A 16,779-nucleotide genomic window follows, 5' to 3' on the forward strand; every position below is an offset into this window, starting at 1 on the left:
ATTTTAGTTGTTGATTATTTAATAGTAATTACGGTTCGTCTGTTTTTTGCCCTACCCTCTTCAGTGTCGTTGCTGGCAATTGGGTCTTTAGGGCCTTTTGAATCGGTCTGTATCCTGTTATCCAAAATTCCGTTCTTCATAAGATAAGCTTTGGCAAAATCCGCTCTATCTTGACCAAGTCTCATATTTGTTTTACGACTACCTTGACTATCCGTGTAACCAATAATCTGACACTTGGCATTTTCAACCTTATCAAGATAGTGTGTAATGTCCGCTATTTTTTGCCGTTGCTCTTCCGATGGATTGATAGAGGCTTCGGCAGTATCGAAATACAGGATTAGTGGGTTGGCCGTGATTTTATCATACAGGGCTTTTATTTCGTCTTCCGCATCTGCTGAGACCTCTTCAATATCGTAGCCTATTGGTCCGCGGTAGATATCATTGTCCGCAACCATTTCATCCATTAATTTGCCGTTGGTGTTAATTTGTGAAGATGGAATTTCCTGAGAAACAAAGTAGTTTTTTACAGAATTTGCTCGGGCGAGACCTAGATTTGGAAAAGCTGAGTTATTTTTTTCGTCACTAGTATAGTAGCCGGTAATGTTTAAAATTTTAGTGTCATTATCGGTCATAAAGTTTTTAAGCCCAGGTAAGATTCCGTTTCTCACATTTTCTGAAACAGGTTCCAAATAGTTAGGCGAAGATGTGTTAAAATTGAAATTATCTTCCGTAGAATAGGCAAAATCGCCATCGCTTAAAGCAAAGGGGTAGGAAGTTGCTTTTGGGGCAACTGGAGCTGGAGTCACTTGTTTTTCAGGTTCTTCTTTTTGTGAGGCAATTGCTCCGCAATAGCTGCAACACGAAAAATAGAAATAGGTACCTACTATAATGGTAATGATAATACCAAGTAGGTAAAGAGTGGTGTTTTTCATAGTTAATGGGTTATAAGTGTTTAGTGTACAATGTATTAAAAAAAATAGAACTATTTCTAAATCTATTAAATTAATAGGTAAAGTACTACAAAAATTTCAATATGCATTATATTGGTAACAAACTCTATCATGTTTGATGCTCTCTTTGTCGTTTTATCCCAAAAAACTAGAAAGGATATAAATCAATGTAAATAAGCGGTTTGTAAATTAATTAGGTTGGTGGAGAAAGTGAAGCTGCCATCCAATACTATGGATGTTTTCTGATATTGGATTCAGGATATTTTTTTTAGCCGTACCGATTATACAAGAAAACGAACAAGTTATAGGGGTATTCCATAGGCTCACACATAATCGTTTTTTGAGTTGACCTAAGATAAATACATTTATAGGGCGAAGAAACAGGGACACTAAATGACACTAGTTATGAAAGATGAAATAGTAAAGGCAGCAACCTTTATTTGCATGTTCGTGGTCTTGGGGTTACAAGCACTCCTGCATGGAAGTTGGAAGGTACAAGAGATTGACACGTTAAGAAATGACCGAAATAAGATATAGCGGTCAAGAGAAAATTTTAATAATTTATTTAAATAGTTATTTGAGTTAGTGTTTTAAAAACCCGCTAATTTTTCGTTTGTCTATTCGGGGGAAGGGCAAATGATTAACGGCGGGTTTTCACATTTAAAAAACACTCAAATCTTAAAGGTCAAATTTTATTCCCTGGGCCAAGGGAAGCTCAGTGGTGTAATTAATAGTATTGGTCTGTCTTCTCATATAAACTTTCCAAGCATCGGAACCGGATTCGCGACCACCGCCAGTTTCTTTTTCACCGCCAAAAGCCCCGCCAATTTCTGCTCCTGAAGTTCCTATGTTTACATTGGCAATACCGCAATCACTACCCGCCACGGATAGAAAATGTTCCGCTTCTCTTAGGTTATTGGTCATTATAGCAGATGACAACCCTTGTGCTACACCATTTTGTGTCTCTATAGCCTTTTCTATAGATCCAGAATATTTTAAAAGGTAAAGAACTGGTGCAAAAGTTTCGTGCTGTACAATTTTAAAATCAGGTTTTGCTTCCGCTATGGCCGGCTTTACATAACAACCACTTTCGTAGCCGTCACCTTCCAGTACACCACCTTCAACAATAATTTTTCCACCTTCGTCTACCACTTTTTCAAGCGCTGCGTTGTACAAAGCCACGGCATCCGTGTCTATTAATGGGCCTACATGATTGTTTTCGTCTAAAGGATTGCCAATTCTTAGTTGCTTGTACGCATCAACGATAGCGGCTTTAACTTTATCATAAATGCTATCATGAATGATTAATCTTCGTGTGGAAGTACAACGTTGCCCGGCTGTTCCAACAGCACCAAAAACAGCACCTATAACCGTCATTTTTATATCTGCATCCGGTGTTACGATAATAGCGTTGTTACCCCCAAGTTCCAACAAGGATTTGCCCAATCTGGCAGCTACCGTCTGTGCTACATTTTTTCCCATTCGTGTAGAGCCAGTGGCAGATACCAAAGGAATTCGGGTATCATTGGTCATCATTTCTCCAACTTTATAATCGCCATTGATCAGGCAAGAAATGCCTTCGGGTAAATTATTGGCTTTAACAACTTCAGCAGCAATGTTTTGGCAGGCAACACCACATAACGGTGTTTTTTCTGATGGTTTCCAAACACATACATCACCACAAATCCAAGCTAAGGCCGTATTCCATGCCCAAACGGCAACCGGGAAGTTAAATGCGGATATGATACCAACTACTCCTAAAGAGTGATATTGTTCGTACATGCGGTGCCCTGGTCTTTCCGAGTGCATCGTAAGACCGTGCAATTGTCTGGAGAGACCAACGGCAAAATCACAGATGTCTATCATTTCTTGGACCTCGCCTAATCCTTCTTGATAGCTTTTGCCCATTTCATAGGATACAAGCTTTCCTAGAGCTTCCTTTTTCTCACGTAACTTTTCTCCAAATTGACGAACAATTTCACCACGTAACGGTGCGGGCTTGGTTCGCCAAGTTTTGAAAGATGCCGTGGCAGCTTCCATTACCTTTTCATAATCTTCTTTTGTAGTCGTATTTACTTTCGCAATTAATGCCCCATCAACGGGTGAGTATGATGAAATAATTTCGCCCGAACCAAAACTTGAAGATCCTGTAGAGGTTCCATTATTTATATCTTGAATGCCTAATTCTTTAAGGGCTTTATCTATACCGAATTGCGATGCTATTTTTGACATTTTATAACTTTTTAAGTGTGTATTGTTATATTTTTGATAAAGATACTTTTTCTAAGTCAGAAAAATAAATTTTATCAAAATGCTTTAAGGGTAGTTTTTTAGCTTCTTTGTAAACTTGACTTTAAACAAGCTTAGCCAAATAAAATAAGAGCTATTGCAGTTAATGCCGGCAAGGCCTGGATATAGAAAATTTTCTTTTCTACCGAGAAGGCGCCATATAGTCCTGCAATAGAAACACAGCCAAGAAAGAACAGTGCAATGTTTGTTTGCCATGTAGTATCTGTAATGAGGAGTGACCAAATAAGGCCTGCCGCTAAGAAGCCATTGTACAAGCCTTGGTTAGCGGCCATGGGTTTTGTTGGCTCAAACAGTTCTGCAGGGAATTTCCTGAATACTTTTCTACCTTTTGTAGTCCAAGCGAACATTTCAAAATAAAGAAAGTACAAATGGAGAAGAGCAATAAAACCAATTATTATTTTTTGTGCCATAGGAGTACTATTAATGTTTGTAGCCTCCTCAATTGGAGGAACTACACTTGATTACCGAAAGTTACGGTAAAATGGGTTCCGCTGTCACTGGAATCATAACTAAATTCCGCAGAAATTTGGCGGCATAGGGCCTTTATGATATCAAAACCTATTCCTTCTGCATTTTCAACGGAAAAATCCTCGGGAAGCCCTTTGCCATTGTCCTTAATTGAGAATGCGGCCATGCCGTTATCCAATATATCTACATCTATGATAAGCTCATTGTATTTAGTCGTATCCGGATAGGCGTGCTTTACTGCGTTGGTTACCAATTCCGATATAATTAGGGCAAGTGGTACCGCCCTATCAAGATCTATGGATATTTCTGGGCAGTTTATTTTATAGGTGAAAGTTGGGGATATCTTGTTTTGATACTCCATTAAATCCTTTAGATATTCATGTAGGTTTACTGCTTTTGAGTCTTTGTCCTGATAAATTTTTTGATGGGTAAGAGCAATGGCGGATATTCTGGCCTGGCTATCCTGCAACGCAGTAATAGCTTCTTTACTGACCAATTTTCGCTTTTGCATATTGATGAGACTAGACGTAATTTGAAGGTTGTTCTTTACCCGGTGATGGATTTCCCTGAGCAAATTTTCCTTCTGTTTGTTAGATTCCTCTAGTTCTGCCGTTCGTAAAAGAACACGGGCCTCTAAACGGTCATTATGATTGTCTCTTCTGCGGGCTAGGTGGGTTAACAAAAATGTGGTGGCCAACCCTAAAAGCAATACCACATAGGATTCAAAAATATGAGGAAAGGACAGATACTCGTCTTTTGGTACAAAATGTACTCGCCATTTGCTATCTACGGCCCTTATGGTTTTTTCAATGGCAGTTTTGTAGTTAAAGTCACTTTCATCTACATTATTGAATAAAAGTGCATTGCCCGTATACTCATGAATGCACATGTTCAATACCTTAACTTCGGATTTTAGGGTTTCCGAAATAAGCTTGTCCATACGGTAGGCTCCAAGGACAACGCCTTTGTTTTCTCCCGTTTTACGGTCATTAACCGCTTTTAATGCTAGGATACCCTTGTCGTAATCACTATCTGCAATTAGGGTTATAGGGCCTGAGATTGCAGGTTTATTGCTTTTGATGGATCTTAAAACGGCATCTCGTTTAGTACTGTCCGCATAAAGATTGTAACCCAGTACTTTTTTAAATGGGGCTAAGGGATTGAGTACTCTAACGGGGTAATAGACGTCTCGTGTCTTAGAAGGAACTAAGTTGCTTTCCAGGTCAACCTCATTTATTTTAGTGAATTTCTCAAATTTGCTCTTCTCGGAGTCTGTAATTTTAGGGGACCAAGCAAGTGCTTTTATCCCATTAAGTTCTTTTAAAAACGGATTTGTAAAACGTTCAAAAAGATGCTGGGGTATAAAACTTTTGTTCTCATAGAAAAAGGCCATTGACTCAACTACTAAGTTGACCTTATTAAGTTCGTCCTCTAATTTTATTACTGATTTGGTGACTGCGTTATCTATAGCTGCCTTATTTCTTAGCAGGTACCTGTTGTTAATGGAAAAGAAAATGAACAGGGATAAACTAATTCCTGTTAGCAGTATTGCCAAGTATTTTAGAATCTGTGATTTGGTCATAAGAGGTTGGTGTGGGGACTCCTAAAAAAAAACTGGCTATGCCGGTGATACTTCCAAAGAACGGTAATTTTTCGTTTTATATAGGAATTATTTTTTAACTGTTGCTAACAAATCTGGCATCAACAGGCATAACCGTACCGCAATTGTCGCATGTACGTAAATCTTCCGAACCATAAAAATGTTTGAAATGCTTTAAAAAATCTATTTCAATATCATTTAAGGTAAAGTAAGCTTCGTAAAGTTTATGATTGCAATTATCGCAAAACCATAGTAAGCCGTCATCAACGTTCATGTCGGCCCTCTTTCGTTCAATAACCAGTCCTATACTGCCTTCATGCCTAACAGGGGAGTGTGGTATTTTGGCAGGATGCAGATACATATCGCCCGGTCCTAGCGTCATTGTTTTCTTTTTTCCCTCCTCTTGTATATGAACTTCTATATTCCCTTCTAGTTGATAGAAAAGTTCTTCGGTTTCATTGTAATGGTAATCTTTTCTGGCATTTGGGCCTGCAACCACCATAACTATGTAGTCTCCGGCATCTTTGTAGAGGTTTTTGTTACCTACGGGAGGTTTAAGGGTGTGCCTATTTTCTTCTATCCAACGGTTTAGATTAAAAGGAGCTTTTACGGACATTTTTTTGACATTTACAGCCAAATCCTTTTGCACGTGTTTTTACACGTGCAAAAGGAGCGGCCATTTCATCTCAAATTTATGAAAAAGTATGCTGTATTACTAGTACGTAGATGTAGATAGTGGACTTTAACGTTTAAAAAATTAACGGAAAAATATTTGGGTAAAATATAGTTTTCCATTGGCATCCTTCTTAACGCTCACTGCGGTGTGCGTAAATTCATCCTCCATAGTTTTTTTATGGCTAGAACTGTTTAACCACCCTTTTAGCGCTTCGGAGGCCGTGGTGTAATCTTTGGCAACGTTCTCGGCAACGTATTCCGCAGCCTCTTCTGAAGATATCTCAGAGGCACGTGAACTAAAATTGTCATGGTTCAGGCCTCCTTTGGCAATCATATAGTCTGTGTGTTTATTGGCATGTTCGTATGCCACAGAGCTAAATTCCAGTGAGTTTCTTCCAATGGAAAGCCGGTGTCCGTTAACGGCTTCAAGAAGTTCTTTTTCTACAGTTTCGGCGTTCTCGGTCTCGATAATACTTGTGGATTCCACGGACTCTTTACTGCAAGAGGCCAAAGTACATACAAATAAAACGAGGGCCACATAGTGCATTCTCATTTTCATACAAAGTTCTATTTGTAAGTAGGCGCGTTCTTTAAAAAGTAGGAGAGAAGAGTGGGGTGTTCTCGTGTTCTATAGAACGATAAGGGGGATATGTTCTGAGGCGAATATCTAAAATAATATGATTAGTTTCCTCTATAATTTTCACTTTTCGATGAAATACACCTTTCTAATAAGTTATTGTAAGTCAAACCGCACGTTGGCCTTGCATATCTATTTTATTGCTCGCATCCAACAATAACAAATCTATTTCGTTTCTACTGTAAACAGGGTTTTTAAGAATACCGTGATTCAATGAAAACCGTGATGTATTCTGTTTTTTAACCGCTATTTTTGTGTAAAACAATCTTTCTATGAAGGTCAGTTCATTTTTTCGTATTCTGTTGCTTTTTGCTTTTTTATCGGCATGTAATTCTAAAGGAGAGAGTGCGGCCAAGCGAGCGGATAACTTGAATCGTTTTCAGGATTACGTAGGTCAGGTCTCGCACGGAATTATCTCTGCTCAGAGCAGTGTAAGAGTAGTTTTGAACGCACCTGTAGACGGGTGGAATGCCGGAGATGAGCTAACCGAGAATCTTTTTAAAGTATCGCCCAAAGTAAAAGGCAAGGTAGTAGCTCTAGATAATCGTACAATCGCATTTGTTCCCCAAAACGGTTTTGACCAGAATAAGGAGTACCGTTTCACCCTTCATTTAGATGATATTATAAGTGAACTGCCCAATGATCTGCACACCTTAACTTTTAGTGTAAAAACGTTGGAGCAGCAGTTTAACATTTACACCAACGCGCTTCAATCCTATTCCAAAGAGCTACAATACATAACGGGACAGTTACGAATGGCAGATGTTTTTCCTCTAGAGAAGGCAAAACAATTGGTTTCAGCCACGCACAATGGCAAGGCAGTTCAAATTAGTTTTGATGCCGGAACGGAAAAGGGGACTCAATTTTCTTTTAGAATAGATAGTATCCAGAGGTCTGCGGAAGACTCTAAATTGGAAGTATCATGGAACGGAAGCCCGTTTAAGATAGAAAGTAACGGCACCGAGAATATAACTATTCCCGGCAAAAATAATTTTACGGTTTTGGATGCCACGGTAGAAACAGGTGAAAACGCATTGGTATCCGTTAATTTTTCGGACCCTATTAAGAAAGGACAGAATTTTAAGGGTTTGGTGGTGCTGGAACAAGATGATAATCTTAAATATACCGTAGATGGGAATACGTTAAAGGTATATCCTTCAAAAGATATAGAAGGTACGGTTACATTACAAGTCTACGAGGGCATACAAAGTACGGACGGCAATAAGTTGAAAACCAAATTTACGGAGCGGGTTGCTTATGAAAGGTTAAAACCACAGGTAAGGTTACTTTCCAACGGGGCAATTTTGCCCTCCTCCAGTAATCTAAAAATCAATTTTGAAGCAGTAAGCTTGGCGTCGGTAAGGGTTTCGGTATTCAAGATTTATGAAAACAATATCCTGCAATTTTTGCAAAACAACAATCTTAGCGGACAGGGAAATTTACTGGCCGTTGCAAGACCTATTGCCCGGAAGAAAATTACATTGGATAATGTTTCCAATTCTAGTGGAAAATGGTCTGCACATGCACTTGATCTTAAGAGTTTAATTACACCAGATGCCGGTGCTATGTATAGGGTAGAACTGGATTTTGGTCCAGAAGACAGTGCTTATAAGTGTGAGGATTCCAATTTTGGGTCTTTAATAGAGGACGAAGCTAATTTTGATGAGGAAAATGAGAATAGTTCTTGGGACAATGTAGAGAACTATTATTACGACGATTACTATTATAACTATAATTGGAACGAAAGGGAAAACCCTTGTGACCAATCCTACTATTACGATAAAAAAGTAGGGATGAATATTTTGGCTTCCGATTTGGGCGTAACCATAAAGAAGGGAATCAATAAAAGTTACTTCGTTGCCGTAACCGATATTTTAAATACCAAGCCAGTAGCCGGAGCTAAGGTTACGTTTTATAATTACCAACAGCAAATTTTGGGGCATGTGGTTACGGATGCTGAGGGTATGTCCGTTTTTGATGCTGAAAACCAAGCCTATTTTGCAATTGTTGAAAGCAACGGTCAAAAAACGTATGTAAAATTAAATGACGGTAATGCGCTTTCCGTCAGTAAGTTTAAGGTGTCCGGTGTGCAACTTCAAAAAGGGCTTAAAGGATTTATTTTTGGGGAACGAGGTGTTTGGCGCCCGGGAGACAAGATTTTCCTTTCTTTTATGTTGAATGACAATGCACATGAATTACCGGAGAACCATCCTGTAAAATTAGAACTGTTAGACCCTTACAATAAAGTGGTGCACCGTGAGATAAGAACAAACGGACTCAACAATTTTTATCAATTTAATCTAAGTACGGATGAAAATGCGCCTACCGGAAATTGGTTGGCAAAAGTCTCCGTTGGTGGGGCTACGTTTACTAAATCTCTTAAAATTGAAACTATCAAACCCAATAGGTTAAAAATTAAAACGGAGTTTGATGAAGAAATTCTAAATGCCACCCAACCCATTTCTGGGGATATGGAGGTAAAGTGGTTGCATGGTGCTATCGCAAAAAACTTAAAAGCGGATATTACGGCAAAATTCAATGCATCAATTACGGAGTTCGATAAATTTCCGAGTTATATTTTTGATGACCCCACTCGTAATTTTTCGGCGGAAGACCAAGTGGTTTTTGATGGAAAAATAGATGCCGGGGGAAAGGCGCATTTTAGAATGAACCCTCAACTTACAAGTAAGGCACCAGGCATGTTAAAAGCTGCTTTTATCACTAAGGTTTACGAAAACGGAGGTGATTTTAGTACGGATGTTTTTACTAAAACGTATTCGCCCTATAACACCTATGTAGGGCTCACAATTCCTAAAGGTGACAAGAACAGGGGAATGCTTTTGACCGATACCCCACATACTTTTGATGTGGTTACTGTGGACGAAAAAGGGAACCCAAAGGCTACTAAAAATTTAAACGTAACCATTCATAAAGTCAGCTGGAGGTGGTGGTGGGATACTTCTGCGGATAATTTGTCTAATTATAGCAGTAGTCAGTATCATGAAAAGGTTTTTGAAAAAACAATAAGTACCAATGCCAACGGTAAAGCTAATTTTGAATTTGAATTAAAGTATCCTGAGTGGGGTAGGTATTTGGTACGTGTAGAAGACCCGAATGGAGGGCACTCCTCAGCCAAAACAATGTATATAGATTGGCCAGGATGGGCCGGAAAATCCCGAAAAACGGATCCTTCTGCGGCAACTATGTTGGTGTTCTCTACAGATAAGGAAACCTATAAGGTAGGCGAAACCGCTACGGTTACATTTCCTAGTTCTTTGGGAAGTCGTGCTTTGGTCACGGTAGAGAACGGTACGGAAGTTTTGGAAACTCTTTGGGTAGATACGGCCAAGGGCGATACAAAATTTGAGCTTTCCATGAAAGAACTGTATGCACCCAATGTATTTGTCCATATTTCTTTATTGCAACCCCATGCCACAACTTTGAATGATAATCCTATACGGTTATACGGTATTGTTCCTGTTTCTGTAGAAAATCCGCAGACTAAAATTTCACCTGTTATTGCCATGCCTAACGTATTACGGCCAGAAGAGACCATAACGGTTAAAGTGGGTGAAAAAAATAAAAAGGCAATGACGTACAGTATTGCCATTGTAGATGAAGGGTTGTTGGATTTAACACGTTTTAAAACCCCAAATCCTTGGGATACCTTTTACGCCCACGAAGCACTTGGCGTTAAAACTTGGGATGTTTTTGATGAGGTTATTGGAGCATTTGGAGGTAAGGTAAATCAAGTATTCGCTATTGGCGGTGATGGCGAACTAGCAGGCGCAAAAAACAAAAAAGCCAATCGTTTTGAACCCATGGTAGTCCACCTAGGTCCTTTTACCCTAAAAGAAGGGGAGACCAAGAACCATGAGGTCAAGATTCCAAAATATGTTGGTTCTGTACGCACTATGGTCGTGGCGGGTAATGCAGAAACAGGAGCTTATGGTATGGCAGAAGAAACCACGCCCGTGCGCAAACCGCTAATGGTATTGGCTTCGTTGCCTAGAAAAATTACACCGGGAGAAACGGTAACCCTTCCTGTTACGGTCTTTGCCATGGAAAAGAAGGTGAAAAATGTAACGTTGAAATTAATGTCGGACCCATCTTTCACCATTGCCGGTGTTGCCACTCAAACAGTCACTTTTAGTCAGCCTGATGAGAAAATGGCCTATTTTAAACTACAAGTGGCCGATTTTAAAGGTATAGGAAAAGTTGTGGTTGAAGCCTCTGGTAACGGGGAGACCGCTTCTTTTGAAATTCCTATTGATGTGCTGAATCCTAATCCGGTTACATCAGAAGTGCAAAAAATAATCTTGGAGCCTAATTCTGCACAGACCATAAACTTGGAGACTTTTGGTGTTACGGGAAGCAATAAGGCAGAAATTGAGTTTTCTACTTTACCTGCCATGAACTTTAACGGTCGTATGCAGAACCTCATTAGGTACCCTCATGGTTGCTTAGAACAGACCACCTCTGCCGCATTTCCGCAATTGTATCTTTCGGATATTTTTGATTTAGATGGAAATAGAAAAAAGAACATACAGCAGAATTTAGTACGTGCCATTAAACTTTTGGGAGGTTATCAAAATGCTACTGGAGGGTTCTCGTATTGGCCCGGTCAGAACTATTCTAATGATTGGGGTACTTCATACGCCGGACACTTTTTGCTGGAGGCCGAAAAGAAAGGATATGTCCTGCCCATTGGTTTTAAATCTAGTTGGATAAAATATCAGCAAAACAGTTCAAAACAATGGCGTTCGGGAAGTAATAGTTCGGATTTGGCGCAAGCTTACCGTTTATTCACCTTAGCATTATCGGGCAATGCAGACGTATCCAGTATGAACCGGTTGCGGGAAACAAGTGGCTTGTCCAATGAGGCTAAATTTAGGTTGGCCGCTAGTTATGCTCTAATTGGTCAGGATAATGTGGCTAAATCTATTTTGAGTAAGGCTTCATTGAATTTTGAAAGCTCTACTAATGAATATACCTATGGTTCTTCGGATAGGGATAGAGCCATGGCCTTGGAGTCCTATATCTTGGTAAAAGATAAAAATAAAGCCCAAGACTTGGCCAAAACTATAGCTGGGCGTATTTCCGAACCTAGATGGTTAAGCACACAGACTACGGCCTATAGTCTTATTGCCATGGCCAAATTCGCTGATCTTGTTGGGGGTAAGGGTATAAAAGCAACGCTAACGGTAAATGGTAAGGGCAAAAATGTAGAAACAGCAAAGACTTTGGCTACTCATGAGATCGCCATTAAAAACGGGACAAATATATTAGAATTGAAAAATACAGAGGGCAATACATTGTTCGTTACCATTGTTAATCAGGGAATTTTACCCGTAGGTAAAGAGAAAACCATACAGCAAAATCTGGTGGCAAACCTAAGGTTTAAGGGCAGGGATGGCTCCATACTTAATGTAGCACAAATGCAGCAAGGAACGGATTTTGTTGCCGAGGTAACTTTAACGAATACTACGGACAAGGCAATTAAGAATGTGGCTTTAACAGAGATTTTCCCGAGTGGATGGGAGATAGTGAACACCCGATTTACCGATTTTGGGGAATTTGCGGATAACCAAGTAACATACACCGATATTCGTGATGACCGAAGCAACTTTTATTTTGATATGAAGAAGAACGAAGAAAAAACATTCAGGGTATTGTTGAATGCTTCGTATTTAGGGAGATATTATTTGCCCGGCATCCAAGCGGAAGCTATGTATAATAATGATTATGTAGTGCGTACACCCGGAAGATGGGTAGAGGTGGTTCAGTAGAAAACATTCTATTTATTAAATAAAAAAGACCCTGTTAACAGGGTCTTTTTCGTCTTAAAAGTAAGTAGTGTTTTTTATTTCTTTTTATATTTTTCTTGATATTCGCCATTGCCTTCATCAAAAGTAAGAGTCAGAATATCACCGGAAACCTTATATTTTGCAACAGTTACATCTGAATTTCCTTCAGTACCGTAATCCAGTTGAACTTTTGAGTTGAATAAATAGGACCAGGTTCCGGAGTCATGAACGCCTTCTATACAGTCGCCACTGCTACTATCCGTACTATGAAACTCATAATCAAAAACGTTTCCGTCTTTAAAGCGCAATAGATCCATGCTTTCGCATTCATTAGTGGGTTCTTCGCCTTCATCATCTATATATGCAATAAGAGACCAAGTTCCTGCTAGGTCACCATCATCACTTGAGCTGTCTTTTTTGCATGAAGTGAAAATGCAACCTGCAGCCAAAAATAATAGTAAAATTGGTTTTTTCATTTGAATCAGATTTGGTGAAGTACTAAAACGCTGGTACATTTTAGAAATTACATGTTGGTACATGTTTTAGAGCAACTACCACTTTTAAGGGTGAAGTTTATAGCTTAACAAGCGTTTTATTCGGTAAAAAACGGCGAGTATATTTCTTTTTGCTTGAAACAAAAGAGATTAGGTGTTAGATACTAGCTTGGAGGGTTTCTTTTTGTATTTCGCCTTTTGGGTTTGTTTTTTCTTCCTTAAGGACCTTGTTGAAAATAAATGCGCCAATTTCCTTTATAGGTTCGTAAAGAACGGAGTCTTTCATGGTTTCATCTTTTACAACACCTGCAGAATTGTTAACGCGTTCAAAGAATATAAGTAAAGCGCCCAAAATTACGGCAACTTTCACAACACCAAAAATACCGCCTGCAATCTTGTTCAGTAAGCCGAGCATAGCAAAATTGGCTATTTTGGTTAAAAATCGTCCGGCCAATTGCACGGCAAAAACTATAACAATGAATGTGATTACAAAGGCTGCAATATTAATATACCGTTCGTTCCATTCCATGTTTTGGGAAAGGTAATCACCTGCGTAATATGAAAAATGAATAGCGCCGTAAATACCTGCAATCAGAGCAATAAGAGAGGCAAGCTCTACGAAAAGTCCGTTTTTTAAACCTTTCCAAAGTCCGTATAAAAGCAGTAATCCTAAAATAATGTCCAAGAAGCTCATGGCGAATGTCTTTACACAAAAGTAGTATTTTGATTTGTACCTTTGCTACTTATATTCAATCGGCGGAAAAACGCAAAGAGATTAATGGCAAGAGACGAAGAGTTAAAAGAAAAATGGAACGCGTTGGTAGAAAAGCTATCCGCCCAATTTGCTAGCGGGGATACCTTGGAGCTAGACGCAATTATATATCTGGTAGGAATCCAAGAACTAGGACAGTACCACAAAAAATATAAAAAAGATGACAAGTTAGATTTAATGCACATTGCTATTTGTCGTTTATTGGAACCCTACGGGTATTATGAATTTGAATTTTTCGATGAAGAGGGTTGGCCCCACTACATTGTTAAAGAAGAATTACCAACATTAAAAGCCGGAGAGCAATCGGTTTTAATGAAAGAAGCCATTGTTGGGTATTTTGTGGAACGAGAGTATATATAACGTATGTAAAATCTATTTTTTTCTATCGAATGAAAAGCAAGCTCCCATATTATGCGGTCATCTTTACCTCTCTCCTTACAGAAGATGTCAATGGGTATGCCCATATGGCCCAAGAAATGGAGAAGTTGGCCAAAGAGCAGCCCGGTTATCTAGGTATAGAGAGTGCTCGGGAGCAGTTGGGAATAACGGTTAGTTATTGGGAAAGTTTGGATGCTATAGCCAATTGGAAAGCCAATACGGATCATCTTTTTGCCCAGCAAAAGGGAATTGAGGATTGGTATTCATGGTATAAGGTGCGCATTTGTTTGGTAGAGCGAGAGTATGATTTTACGAAATGAAACAAATTGGCCCATTTTGTAGGAGACATTCCAAGAAACTGATTGCATTGGCAATCGTTTTGATTGCCTATTATTTCTGTCTTCCACAAAAATTATTTAATTCCCCAACGGCAACGGTAGTAGAAAGTGAAAATGGCACTTTGTTGGGCGCAAGGATTGCGGATGACGGCCAGTGGCGATTTTCGGAAGTGGATAGTGTTCCGTATAAATTTGAGACCTGTATTCTTCAGTTTGAGGACGCATATTTCTACAGTCATCCCGGTTTCAACCCCGTAGCCATAGGCAAGGCTATTGGGAGCAACATAGCCGCAGGAAGAACGGTTCGTGGTGGTAGTACGCTCACCCAACAAGTAATCCGGTTGGCCAGAAAAGGAAAAAAGCGTTCTTACTTAGAAAAGTTTGTGGAGTTGATTTGGGCTACTCGGCTTGAACTGAAAAAATCCAAAGAAGACATACTTAGGCTTTACGCAAGTCATGCTCCTTTTGGAGGGAATGTTGTGGGTATAGACGTGGCCTCATGGCGTTATTTTGGGTTGCGACCGTATCAATTGTCGTGGGCAGAATCTGCTACATTGGCGGTATTGCCCAATGCACCAAGCCTAGTTTATCCGGGTAAGAACCAGACAAAGCTTCTTAAGAAGCGTAACCGTCTGTTAAAAAAGCTTTTTGAAAAGCAAATAATCGATCAGACAACTTATGAGCTTTCCTTGTTGGAGTCACTTCCAGAGAAAGCCTTTCCGTTACCAAAAGCTACTCCACATTTAGTACAGTACTTGGCCAGGGAAAATAAGGGAAAACGCATTAAAAGCACCATAGATGAAAATTTACAACGTAACGTAAATGCTATTGTACAAAAACATCATCAGAACCTTAAGCAAAACCAAGTGCACAATGCCGCTGTTTTAGTGCTTGATGTTCATACGAGAGAAGTATTGTCTTATGTGGGAAATACGAATACTACCAAAGAGCATCAAAAAGATGTAGACATGGTTCAGGCCAATAGAAGTACGGGCAGCGTTATAAAGCCTATACTTTATGCGGCCATGTTAGATGCAGGTGAATTATTGCCGGATATGCTCGTAGCTGATGTACCTACCCAAATAGCTGGCTATACGCCCGAAAATTTTAATGAGAACTACAGCGGTGCCGTTGAAGCAAAAAAAGCCTTAGCCCGTTCATTGAATATTCCGGCAGTTCGTTTGTTACAACAATACGGATTGGAAAAGTTTAGAGATCAACTGGATTTTTTTAAGCTGGGTGGGATAAATAAATCTTCAGACCACTATGGGTTAACCTTGATTTTGGGCGGTGCGGAAAGCAACTTATGGGACCTTTGTAAAACCTACGCGAATTTGGCCTCTACCCTTAACCATTTTAATGAAAGTTCTAGTGAATATTTTACCAACGAGTTCGCTGATTTAGTTTTGAAAACAGACCAGACGGTCCATTTTGGAGAAAAATCGCTAGAGAAAACCGTTTTTGATGCCGGGAGCATTTACCTCACTTTTGAGGCTATGAAGGAGGTAAATAGACCCGAGGGCGATGAATCTTGGCAGTTCTTCGATAGCAGTAAAGAAATTGCTTGGAAGACCGGAACCAGTTTTGGAAACAAAGATGCTTGGGCTATTGGTGTAACTGCAGACTACGTGGTCGGAACCTGGGTTGGGAACGCAGATGGTGAGGGAAGACCAAATGTAACCGGAGTATCCTCTGCAGCACCTTTGTTATTTGATGTATTTAATGTGCTTCCTAGGAGCGAATGGTTTCAAAAACCATGGGATGAATTTGTAGAAGTTGAGGTGTGTGCCCAAAGTGGGTATTTAGCAACTGACATTTGCCCGGTAAAGACTATATCTATACCTAACAAACAGAATTACGTTACGGAATGTAAATTCCATCAGATGGTGTATTTGGATAGCGCAAAACAGTTTAGGGTAAATTCTTCTTGTGCCCAATTGGCTTCGGCAATGCCCGAATCTTGGTTTGTACTACCTCCGTTAATGCAATTTTATTATCGACCCAAACACCCGACCTATAAAGTGCTACCGCCCTATCGTAGTGGTTGTAATAATACCAGTCTTTCGCCTATGGAGTTTATTTATCCCAAGAACGGAAGTCGTATCAACTTAACAAAGGGTTTTGATGGAAAAACAAATGAGGTTATTCTTAAAGTGGCCCATGCCAAGCCGGAAACCGAGGTGTATTGGTACGTAGATGAAACGTTTGTGGGGCAGACCAAGAACTTTCATGAGATGGCCATAATGCCCGGAGAAGGCGAGCATAAAGTAATGGTTCTGGACGCTTCGGGCAATGAGGTTTTTATAATAATATCCATTGAATAAAATTTGCTTCTTTCCTCTATAGAATA

The 16,779-nt window shown here is 39.6% G+C and carries 13 protein-coding genes; 5 read left to right on the top strand and 8 right to left on the bottom strand.

Annotated elements, in window-relative coordinates; all coding sequences use genetic code 11:
* Nucleotides 1-14 precede the first annotated feature (14 nt).
* The gene (locus H9565_RS02795) at nt 15-932 is read right to left on the bottom strand and encodes an OmpA family protein (RefSeq protein ID WP_215437228.1); all 918 of its coding nucleotides are present in this window, start codon (nt 930-932) and stop codon (nt 15-17) included.
* A gap of 423 nt (nt 933-1,355) precedes the next feature.
* Here H9565_RS02795 and H9565_RS20225 point away from each other — a divergent pair, with 423 nt between their 5' ends.
* On the top strand, nt 1,356-1,487 hold the full coding sequence (locus H9565_RS20225; RefSeq protein WP_256439084.1) for a hypothetical protein: 132 nt from the start codon (nt 1,356-1,358) through the stop codon (nt 1,485-1,487).
* A 141-nt stretch (nt 1,488-1,628) separates the two neighbouring features.
* On the opposite strand, the gene amaB is transcribed toward H9565_RS20225, so the two are convergent.
* The 5 genes from amaB to H9565_RS02820 all read right to left on the bottom strand — a co-directional run bounded on the left by amaB (nt 1,629) and on the right by H9565_RS02820 (nt 6,562).
* Nucleotides 1,629-3,182 carry an L-piperidine-6-carboxylate dehydrogenase gene (gene amaB / locus H9565_RS02800; protein ID WP_215437231.1) on the bottom strand — a complete coding sequence of 518 codons (1,554 nt, stop codon included), beginning with the start codon at nt 3,180-3,182 and terminating at the stop codon, nt 1,629-1,631.
* A gap of 131 nt (nt 3,183-3,313) precedes the next feature.
* Nucleotides 3,314-3,670 carry a DUF1304 domain-containing protein gene (locus tag H9565_RS02805; RefSeq protein ID WP_215437233.1) on the bottom strand — a complete coding sequence of 119 codons (357 nt, stop codon included), beginning with the start codon at nt 3,668-3,670 and terminating at the stop codon, nt 3,314-3,316.
* A 41-nt stretch (nt 3,671-3,711) separates the two neighbouring features.
* Nucleotides 3,712-5,310, bottom strand: coding sequence for a CHASE domain-containing protein (locus H9565_RS02810; protein WP_215437236.1), 1,599 nt, complete (start codon nt 5,308-5,310; stop codon nt 3,712-3,714).
* A gap of 94 nt (nt 5,311-5,404) precedes the next feature.
* Nucleotides 5,405-5,944, bottom strand: coding sequence for a 3-hydroxyanthranilate 3,4-dioxygenase (locus H9565_RS02815; protein WP_215437239.1), 540 nt, complete (start codon nt 5,942-5,944; stop codon nt 5,405-5,407).
* Between the two features lie 141 nt (nt 5,945-6,085).
* Nucleotides 6,086-6,562: a CAP domain-containing protein gene (locus tag H9565_RS02820; protein WP_215437242.1), complete on the bottom strand. Its 477-nt coding sequence runs from the start codon at nt 6,560-6,562 to the stop codon at nt 6,086-6,088.
* 350 nt (nt 6,563-6,912) lie between these two features.
* Here H9565_RS02820 and H9565_RS02825 point away from each other — a divergent pair, with 350 nt between their 5' ends.
* A complete protein-coding gene (locus tag H9565_RS02825; protein WP_215437245.1) occupies nt 6,913-12,429 on the top strand; it encodes an alpha-2-macroglobulin family protein in 5,517 nt (1,838 codons plus the stop codon).
* Nucleotides 12,430-12,503: 74 nt separating this feature from the next.
* Here H9565_RS02825 and H9565_RS02830 read toward each other — a convergent pair whose 3' ends face one another.
* A complete protein-coding gene (locus H9565_RS02830; RefSeq protein WP_215437248.1) occupies nt 12,504-12,923 on the bottom strand; it encodes a lipocalin-like domain-containing protein in 420 nt (139 codons plus the stop codon).
* A 175-nt stretch (nt 12,924-13,098) separates the two neighbouring features.
* Nucleotides 13,099-13,635 (bottom strand): CvpA family protein, encoded by a 537-nt coding sequence (locus tag H9565_RS02835; RefSeq protein WP_215437251.1) that lies wholly within the window; start codon nt 13,633-13,635, stop codon nt 13,099-13,101.
* A gap of 84 nt (nt 13,636-13,719) precedes the next feature.
* Here H9565_RS02835 and H9565_RS02840 point away from each other — a divergent pair, with 84 nt between their 5' ends.
* The 3 genes from H9565_RS02840 to pbpC are packed head-to-tail and all read left to right on the top strand — an operon-like array spanning nt 13,720 to nt 16,753.
* Complete coding sequence (locus tag H9565_RS02840) at nt 13,720-14,073, top strand: hypothetical protein (protein ID WP_215437253.1); 354 nt, start codon at nt 13,720-13,722, stop codon at nt 14,071-14,073.
* A 29-nt stretch (nt 14,074-14,102) separates the two neighbouring features.
* A complete protein-coding gene (locus tag H9565_RS02845; RefSeq protein ID WP_215437256.1) occupies nt 14,103-14,411 on the top strand; it encodes an antibiotic biosynthesis monooxygenase family protein in 309 nt (102 codons plus the stop codon).
* Nucleotides 14,408-16,753 carry a penicillin-binding protein 1C gene (pbpC, locus tag H9565_RS02850; RefSeq protein ID WP_215437259.1) on the top strand — a complete coding sequence of 782 codons (2,346 nt, stop codon included), beginning with the start codon at nt 14,408-14,410 and terminating at the stop codon, nt 16,751-16,753. The genes H9565_RS02845 and pbpC overlap by 4 nt, the downstream gene beginning before the upstream one ends.
* Nucleotides 16,754-16,779: the final 26 nt, after the last annotated feature.

The sequence above is a fragment of the Zobellia russellii genome (assembly GCF_018728565.1).
Lineage (GTDB): Bacteria > Bacteroidota > Bacteroidia > Flavobacteriales > Flavobacteriaceae > Zobellia > Zobellia russellii.

What these genes read in the sequence shown, in the direction of transcription:
- H9565_RS02810 (WP_215437236.1), bottom strand. Translation starts at nt 5,310, where the DNA reads ATGACCAAATCACAGATTCTAAAATACTTGGCAATACTGCTAACAGGA.
- H9565_RS02795 (WP_215437228.1), bottom strand. Translation starts at nt 932, where the DNA reads ATGAAAAACACCACTCTTTACCTACTTGGTATTATCATTACCATTATA.
- H9565_RS02815 (WP_215437239.1), bottom strand. Translation starts at nt 5,944, where the DNA reads ATGTCCGTAAAAGCTCCTTTTAATCTAAACCGTTGGATAGAAGAAAAT.
- H9565_RS02820 (WP_215437242.1), bottom strand. Translation starts at nt 6,562, where the DNA reads ATGAAAATGAGAATGCACTATGTGGCCCTCGTTTTATTTGTATGTACT.
- H9565_RS02825 (WP_215437245.1), top strand. Translation starts at nt 6,913, where the DNA reads ATGAAGGTCAGTTCATTTTTTCGTATTCTGTTGCTTTTTGCTTTTTTA.
- H9565_RS02840 (WP_215437253.1), top strand. Translation starts at nt 13,720, where the DNA reads ATGGCAAGAGACGAAGAGTTAAAAGAAAAATGGAACGCGTTGGTAGAA.
- H9565_RS02805 (WP_215437233.1), bottom strand. Translation starts at nt 3,670, where the DNA reads ATGGCACAAAAAATAATAATTGGTTTTATTGCTCTTCTCCATTTGTAC.
- pbpC (WP_215437259.1), top strand. Translation starts at nt 14,408, where the DNA reads ATGAAACAAATTGGCCCATTTTGTAGGAGACATTCCAAGAAACTGATT.
- H9565_RS20225 (WP_256439084.1), top strand. Translation starts at nt 1,356, where the DNA reads ATGAAAGATGAAATAGTAAAGGCAGCAACCTTTATTTGCATGTTCGTG.
- H9565_RS02845 (WP_215437256.1), top strand. Translation starts at nt 14,103, where the DNA reads ATGAAAAGCAAGCTCCCATATTATGCGGTCATCTTTACCTCTCTCCTT.
- amaB (WP_215437231.1), bottom strand. Translation starts at nt 3,182, where the DNA reads ATGTCAAAAATAGCATCGCAATTCGGTATAGATAAAGCCCTTAAAGAA.
- H9565_RS02830 (WP_215437248.1), bottom strand. Translation starts at nt 12,923, where the DNA reads ATGAAAAAACCAATTTTACTATTATTTTTGGCTGCAGGTTGCATTTTC.
- H9565_RS02835 (WP_215437251.1), bottom strand. Translation starts at nt 13,635, where the DNA reads ATGAGCTTCTTGGACATTATTTTAGGATTACTGCTTTTATACGGACTT.